The organism is Streptomyces sp. CBMA123 (genome assembly GCF_014596465.1).
Classification (GTDB): domain Bacteria; phylum Actinomycetota; class Actinomycetes; order Streptomycetales; family Streptomycetaceae; genus Kitasatospora.
The window spans coordinates 1-5,346 of record NZ_MECK01000325.1 but is presented as its reverse complement, the minus strand read 5'-3'; the positions used below and the strand labels follow the sequence as shown (position 1 = coordinate 5,346).

Here is a 5,346-nt window from a genome sequence, read left to right as displayed (position 1 = left end):
ACCGCCGCGTGCCGGCCGCCCGGGCTCGCCGCGCCTGATCCCCAAGCCCGGTCCGGCGCCGCGTCGCCCGGCCCCCGCCACGCCGCGGATCGAGGTCCAGCGCATCGCCGCCACCCCGGCCGAGGCACTGGACCGCGCCGACGAGGCGGTCGACCTGCTCCTGGACTCGGGCCGCGACCCGGGCGACGTCCTGGTGCTCACCGTCGGCGGGCCGCACCCCTGGCAGCAGCACGAGCTCTCCTTCGGCGAGGAGCGCTACTGGGCGCAACTCGCCGACGGCGGGGACGTGTTCTACGCCGACGCCGTGCTGACCCGGCCGGTCCGCCGCGAGGTGGTCGTCCTGGTGGTCAACGGCGGTTCGCCCGCCCGGGCTGCCGAGGCGTACACCGAGGCGCTCGGCCGCGCGAACGCCCTACTGGTGGTGTGCGGAGACGCCGGCCCGGCTGCCTCGGGGGCGGCCGGAGCCGCACCGGGGCGCCCGGTCAAGGCCTGACCGGAAGCCCGACAACCGTCCTCACTCCGGGCCCAGTGCCGTACGGTGCCGGGCCCGGAGTCCGTCCGCGGTGCGCTGGCCGGTTGACCGTTGCCCGGGCTTGCCCGTCGAAGCGTTCGGCGCCTGCCGGCACCGGAACACCGCTGCCCGTGACGGCCGTTCGGGGCCGCTCAGCGCGTGCCGGTGCGGCGGCCCGGTTCGACGGCCGCGATCCGCGCGGGGATCCGTGGCGGCTCGGCCTGCGGGGTGCGCTGCGGAGCGTCGACCCGCTTGGCCTGTTCGGCCGCCTGCTGCCGGGCGCGCTGGCTGCGCGGGGCGTCGTCGAGCACCGACCGCGGCGGCAGCTCCGTCACGGTGTGCACAGGCCCGTCCGCCCACGAACCCGCGTGTGGATTGCGCCCGCCCCGTCCGTCTCCGAGGATCTGCCAGCCCGTCGGCGTGAGCCCGATGTACGAGCCGCAGCGCAGCCCGTGCAGCCCGGTCGCGTCCCGCAGTGCCCACATCCAGGCGCCGTCCTGCTCCGTCCAGCCGGGTGCGCCCTCACGGCAGCGCAGCAGCACGGCCGTCCGGTGCGGTTCGGGCAGTCGCAGGTCGTGCGGGGTGATCCGGCGCAGGTGCGCCAGCAGGCCGTTCCGGTGCTGCCAGCCGTCGGTGTCGTGCGGCCAGGGCGTGAACGAGGCCGAGGCGGTGACGTGGTGGAGCGCGTCCAGGACGGCCACCACGACTGTGCCCGGTTGGGGCAGGTGGCGCTGGTGCAGTTCCAGGACGAACTCGCGCGGATCGCGCAGCAACGGGATCCCCGAGGCGGTCCAGGTCTCCAGGTCCAGCAGCCGTCTGGGTGCCGGACTCCCGGAGAGGAGATGCTGACCTCGGTCGATACCGTTGATCACGATCCTCCTTCCTGGCCCGTGGGCAGGCGGGTGCCTGGGTACGCCGAAGGGCGGGCCCAGCGGACCGGATTTCGGGTACTTCCCAATTCTCGGGGCAACGGGGCCGGAGCGGCAATGATGAAATGATGAACGTCACCCGATAGCCCATGTTCTGCCGGATATGTTCCACGGCGGCCCGAGTGGGGTTCAGGCGCCGTTCGACCTTGATCCACACTGGGTGAAGGGCGTGGTGGACCGTCGTCGACATGGTGGGCACTCCTTTCTCGGGTCGGATCTCCGGTGTGATCGAAATCGCCCTGTCAGCTCCTTTCCGTTAGGCCATTCGAGTGAAGGTGGTCCTGAGCGCGGCGGCCACCCGTCGCCGGCTCACCCCTGCACGGCCAGGACCAGCGGGAGCACCGCGCCGGCTCCCGCTCGGCGCAGCAGCCGGGCGGCCACGGTGACCGTCCACCCCGAGTCCACGAGGTCGTCCACCAGCAGCACCGGCCCGCCGGCCGCCGCCACCGCCTGCTCCAGCTCCGGCGGCAGGACCAGCGCCCCGGCCAGCGAGTGCAGTCGCTGCGCGCTGTTGCTGCGGGCCCCGCGCGGCGGCAGCCCGCCCGCGTACTCGATCCGGCCGAGCAGCGGCAGCCGGCCGATCTCGGCGATCCGCGCGCCGAGGCTGCCGACCAGCTGGGGGCGGGACGAGGACGCCATGGTCACCACGCCGACCGGCCGCTCCAGCCGGGTGCCCTCCGCCGTCGCGGGCCCGGCCCAGCCGCCCGGGCCGCGCGCCCAGTCGGCCAGCACCGCCACCAGCGCGTCCACCGCCTCACCGGGCACCGGTACGTCCGGCGCCTGCTCGGCGAGCAGGGTGCGCAGCCGGTTGCCCCAGCCGATGTCGGACAGCCGGCCGAGCGCCCGGCCGGTCTCCGCCTGCTCGCCGGCCGGGATCCGGCCCTTCAGCGGCACCCCGAGCGCGTCCATCCCGGTCGGCCAGAGCCGGCGCGGCTCGAAGGTCACACCAGGGCGGCCGAGCGCGGCCCGGGCCGCGGCCAGCGCCTCGGCGGAGACCTCCGGGGTGTGCAGCGGGCCCGCGCAGTTGTCACAGCGCCCGCACGGCGCGGCCTGCTCGTCGTCCAGCTGGCGGCGCAGGAACTCCATCCGGCAGCCGGTGGCCGCCGCATAGTCGCGCATCGCCCGCTGCTCCGCCTCCCGGGAGGCGGCGACCTTGGCGTAGCGGGCGGTGTCGTACGCCCAGCTCTGCCCGGTGGCCGTCCAGCCGCCCTTGACCCGGCGGACGGCGCCGTCCACGTCCAGCACCTTGAGCATGGTCTCCAGCCGGGCCCGGCGAAGGTCCACCCGGGGCTCCAGGGCGGCGGTGGAGAGCGGGCGGCCGGCCTCGGCGAGCGCGTCGATGGTGCGCCGCACCTGCTCCTCGGGCGGGAAGGCGAGCGAGGCGAAGTAGCGCCAGATCGCCTCGTCCTCGCGCCCGGGCAGCAGGAGCACCTCGGCCCGGTCCACGCCGCGGCCGGCCCGGCCGACCTGCTGGTAGTAGGCGATCGGCGAACTGGGCGAGCCCAGGTGGACGACGAAGCCGAGGTCGGGCTTGTCGAAGCCCATGCCGAGCGCGGAGGTGGCGACCAGCGCCTTGACCCGGTTGGCCAGCAGGTCGGCCTCGGCGGTGCGGCGCTCGGCGTCCTCGGTGCGGCCGGAGTAGGAGGCGACCGGGAAGCCGCGCTCGCGCAGGAAGGCCGTCACCTCCTCGGCGGCGGCCACCGTCAGGGTGTAGACGATGCCCGAGCCGGGGAGCCGGTCGAGGTGGTCGGCCAGCCAGGCGAGCCGGTGCGCCGGATCGGGCAGGGCGAGCACGCCCAGGGTGAGGCTCTCCCGGTCGAGCGGACCGCGCAGCACCAGGGCGTGCTCGTCGGTGGTGCCGGTGCCGAGCTGCTCGGCGACGTCCGCGGTGACCCGGGCGTTGGCGGTGGCGGTGGTGGCCAGCACCGGGACGCGCGGCGGCAGGTCGGCGAGCATGGTGCGCAGCCGGCGGTAGTCGGGGCGGAAGTCGTGGCCCCAGTCGGAGATGCAGTGGGCCTCGTCGACCACCAGCAGGCCGGTGGAGGCGGCCAGCTTGGGCAGCACCTGGTCGCGGAAGTCCGGGTTGTTCAGCCGCTCGGGGCTGACCAGCAGGACGTCGACCTTCCCGGCGGCGACCTCGGCCTGGATCTCGTCCCACTCCTCGGTGTTGGCCGAGTTGATGGTCCGGGCGTGGATGCCGGCCCGGGCCGCGGACTCGACCTGGTTGCGCATCAGGGCGAGCAGGGGGGAGACGATCACCGTCGGCCCGGCGCCGCGGGCGCGGAGCAGTGCGGTGGCGATGAAGTAGACCGCGGACTTCCCCCAGCCGGTGCGCTGGACGACCAGGGCGCGGCGGTGGTCGACCACGAGGGCCTCGATGGCCGTCCACTGGTCCTCGCGCAGGCTGGCGGCGGGGCCGGCCAGCTCACGCAGGACGGCCTCGGCCCGCGCCCGGACCTCGGCGCGGTCGGCGGTGGCGGTGGTGTGGATGTCGGGCTGCTTCATGGCGTCGATGTAACCCCATGGCGCCGACAAGGGGCGAATGCGGCCTGGGCGGCGAAGCGGAAGACGGAGTGTATTTCATCCGCTGATCCGCTGAACGGTCGCCAAAATCCACTCTCTGCGGTGAGTGTCGCGTGCGCCGAATGAGTGAACGGAAATTCGGGGGCCGAGTTATCCACAGGAAAGAGGAAAGTTCCGGAGTCGTTGTCGGATAGCGCCCACGCTTACGGCCATGAACGCGATGAACAACGACCACGTCATCCTGTCCCTGGGCCCGGCTTCAGAGCAGCGGCCCGTCGTCATGCGCGGTCCGGCCGACATGGCCGAACTGTTGCCCTACCTCCTGGGGTTCTACCCCGACGACAGCATCGTCGCGGTCGGTCTCCAGGGTCCCGACCTGCACCAGGGCGGGGTCATCCGGGCGGACCTCCCGGTCTCGTCCGCGGACTGGCCGGCCGCCGCGGAGGAGACGGCCGCCCTGCTGGTCGCCCTCTCCGAGCGGCACGGCAGCCGACCGCTCGAAGTGCTCCTCTACCTCTGCCAGGACTCGGTCACGGCGCACGCCCCGCCGCCGGCGGAGGGTCTGCGGCCGCTGGCCGACCACCTGCGCGCGGCCTTCGGGCGCAGGGGAGTGGCGGTCAAGGAGTCGCTGTGCGTCTCGGACGGCCGCTGGTGGTCCTTCCTCTGCCGCCGGGAGGGCTGCTGCGATCCGGCGGGCAATCCGGTGCGACGCGGGCCCGACCCGGGGCCGGCGGCCGCCGCCGCGACGGTGGCAGGCCTGGTGCCGCGCGGCAGCCGGAGGGCGATCGTCGGCGGCCTGGCCCCGGTCGGCCCGCCGGAGGACGCCCCGCAGCGCGAGGCGCTGGCCCGCGCCGAGCCCCTCGCGGGGGCGGTCTCCCGGGAGCAGGGCCTCGATCTGCTGGAACAGGCCTTCGCCGACTTCGCGGCCGGTGCCCGGGAGCTCGACGAGGAGCGGACGGCCCGATTGCTGTTCGCCCTGCGGGACCGCCTCACCAGGGACCGCGGCGTCGAGTACGTCCGCCCCGACGAGCTCGCCCCCGCCGAGCGGCTCTGGCGCTTCCTCGCCCGGCGGGCCGTGCCACCGTACGAGGGCTGTGCGGTGGCCCCGCTCACCCTGCTGGCCTGGGCCTCCTGGGTCGCGGGGGACATGGCCACCGCCCGGGTGGTGCTCGGTCACGTCCTTCGGCTCTCCCCGGGTTACCTGCTGGCCGAGTTGCTGTACGAGTCGATGAACGACGGCATGACGCCCGGGCCGCTGCTGTCCGCGGTCGACGCCCAGCGGCGGCGACGCGAGGGGCGAACGGTCGCCTCGCAGCCCGGGTCCGCGCCCAAGCCCGGGCCCGACGGCGAGCCGGCCCCGGTGCCGGCGCCCGATCAGGGCCC

4 protein-coding genes are annotated in these 5,346 nt (G+C 74.8%); 2 read left to right on the top strand and 2 right to left on the bottom strand.

What is annotated here, in order from left to right; genetic code table 11:
• Positions 1-493 (top strand): hypothetical protein (locus tag BG452_RS29210; protein ID WP_223242893.1); only part of this gene is annotated, 493 nt, incomplete at its 5' end.
• A gap of 170 nt (positions 494-663) precedes the next feature.
• Here the strand turns inward: BG452_RS29210 and BG452_RS29205 are convergent.
• Positions 664-1,383, bottom strand: coding sequence for a hypothetical protein (locus BG452_RS29205; RefSeq protein WP_188307357.1), 720 nt, complete (start codon positions 1,381-1,383; stop codon positions 664-666).
• A 366-nt stretch (positions 1,384-1,749) separates the two neighbouring features.
• Positions 1,750-3,945, bottom strand: a complete 2,196-nt coding sequence (locus BG452_RS29200; RefSeq protein WP_188307356.1) for a RecQ family ATP-dependent DNA helicase — start codon at positions 3,943-3,945, stop codon at positions 1,750-1,752.
• Between the two features lie 229 nt (positions 3,946-4,174).
• On the opposite strand from BG452_RS29200, the gene BG452_RS29195 reads away from it, so the two are divergent.
• A partial coding sequence (locus tag BG452_RS29195) for a DUF4192 domain-containing protein (RefSeq protein ID WP_188307355.1) occupies positions 4,175-5,346 on the top strand: 1,172 nt, incomplete at its 3' end.

Excerpts from the sequence above, each read along its gene's own strand:
- BG452_RS29200 (WP_188307356.1), bottom strand. The coding sequence starts at position 3,945 with ATGAAGCAGCCCGACATCCACACCACCGCCACCGCCGACCGCGCCGAG.